Raw genomic sequence first — 2,074 nt, 5'->3', positions numbered from 1 at the left:
TCAGCGTAAATGTATCAGACTTTCTTTCTGTGGCAACCCTTCCGGCTCGTTTGACGAGTCATTCGGACGAGAGGAAAAAGATGGCTCTGGGCTGCTCGCGTCGGCAGGATCCATCCCCGGCAAAGCCAAAGAACCGGCAGCTTCGGTAGCCCGAGCGCATAGTCTAGCTCGAATCTCTGCCTCCTGCTTGGGCTTCAGATAGAGGTTCTCCAGCAGCACCGCCATACCCGCCACCCACGGGGGGGCGATCACCGCCCCAACAATACCCAACAACTGGGTGCCCCCCAGCACCGCCAGCAACTGATACAAGGGCTTCACCCGCACTGAGGATCCCACCAACAGAGGATCCAACACATAGGTTTCCAGGTTTTGAACGGCAACATATAGGATCAGCACCCACAAAAAAGTCCAGCCCCCCTGCACAATCGCCACCACCAAAGCGGGCAGGGATCCCAGTACTGGCCCAATGAAGGGGATAAGGTTGGTAAACCCAGCGATCACCCCCAGCGCCAGAGCGAACTCCGACAGGCCGAGAAAGCGAAGCGAGACGGTGATCATCACACCCAAAATGGCAGAGACCAGCACCCGCCCCTGAATGTAGCCCCCCATGCGCTGGGCCATCGGGTGTACCTGCTGAGCCAGCCGCTCATTCCAGGGATAAGGAAACAACTCCACCAAGCCCCGCACCAAGTCAGAGCCGCTCACCAGCATGTAGCCGGAAATGAAGAGGGTCAGCACCATGGTCAGCAGACCGCCCAGCAAACCGCGGGTGAAGTCGAAAGACTGCACCAGCACCCGTTGTCCCGAGCGAACTGCCCAGCTCATCAACGACTGAGGATCGAGCAACTGGTTTAAGTAGTCCAGCGCCGCCGGATCCACCCCCGCCAGATCAGCAATCCAGGTGTCCACCAGCAGTTGTAGTCGCTCCAGATAGAAGGGCAACCTCGCTAGCAACCGCTGGGTCTGAGTCGCCACCGTTGGGCCAATGAGCAGAGCCAAGCCGGCAATCCCGGCAATTAAGCTCAAATACACCAGCACAACCCCCAGCCAGCGGGGGATGCGTAATCGCTCGGCCAGATCCACCAGGGGAGCCAGCGCTGCCGCCACCACCACCGCGATCATCACCGTCAGCACCAAGCTGCGCAGTTGCCACAGCAGCAACAACAGCATCCCTGTGGCCACCACCAGGGCTACAGAGGATACGGAGATGGTCAATTGTCTTCGGCTCATCACTTGGCTGGGTTCTCTTCAGGGGGGCGTTCAAGCCCCCCTAGGTAACAGATGGCTCTACCATCCTGGCCTGGCTTGGACGAACTTGCCAAATGCTCCTGGGCAAAGACCCCAAACCCAGCGCTTCAGATCCTCAGCAAAAACCCCGCCAGAGCTGAGCTACCGCAACAGTTCCCTCCGCACCGCTTCTACATATTCCAGCAGCCCCGGGGATCCCGTGCCGGAAGCCCGCCACAACATCAAAGCGCTACCCAAATCGGAAGCGGCACCAGCCCTATCCTCTCCCTGGTAAGCGCGCGCCATACCGCGGTGGTAGTAACCTTCAGCCCGCTGGGGCTGCACCTCGATAGCCTGGCTGAAATCTTGAACGGCCAAATTGAAGTCGCAGATGCTGGCCCACATCAGGCCGCGATGGACATAGGCCTCGAAAAGATCGGCAGCATCTTGATTTTGCTTGGCCAGCTCAATCGCCAGATGCGACACATCAAACGCCGATTCCAGATGGCCTTGTTCGGCCCAGATGCGAGAGCGGATCAAGTGCAGTTGCGGGTTGTGATAGGCAATCCGATCCAGAGGAGACAAGGTTGCCAGAGCCTGCTCAGGTTCTTGCAAACGCTCGTGTTGGATTTTGGCCTTGAGCAAATAGGCTTCAGCCAGGTAGGGATCCAAAGCAATGGCAATATCCAGATCCCGCAGAGCAGAGCGCATCAAGCGAGCAATGGCAGAAGCATGCTCAGGCTGCGGTAAAGCAGCAGGATCTTCTTGAGACTCCCGCCAGAAGTATTGCGCCCGTTGCAGATAAAGTTGCGCATTTCCCGGCTCCTGTTGGATGGACTGGGTTAGC

1 protein-coding gene and 1 pseudogene are annotated in these 2,074 nt (G+C 58.3%); both read right to left on the bottom strand.

The genetic code is table 11. The annotated features are described in order from the left end of the window. Positions 1-1,230, bottom strand: a complete 1,230-nt coding sequence (locus NW819_RS01260) for an AI-2E family transporter (RefSeq protein ID WP_414412647.1) — start codon at positions 1,228-1,230, stop codon at positions 1-3. A gap of 159 nt (positions 1,231-1,389) precedes the next feature. After that, a pseudogene (locus tag NW819_RS01255) lies at positions 1,390-2,074 on the bottom strand (hypothetical protein); the annotation flags it as partial.

Origin of the sequence: Synechococcus sp. R8-2, from assembly GCF_047461715.1 — a bacterium.
Lineage (GTDB): Bacteria > Cyanobacteriota > Cyanobacteriia > Thermostichales > Thermostichaceae > Thermostichus.
The sequence above is the reverse complement of the archived record's forward strand: the minus strand, read 5'-3'. Positions and strand labels throughout refer to the sequence as shown.

Bases quoted from the DNA above. Each gene is read 5' to 3' on its own strand.
- NW819_RS01260 (WP_414412647.1), bottom strand. From the start codon at position 1,230: ATGAGCCGAAGACAATTGACCATCTCCGTATCCTCTGTAGCCCTGGTG.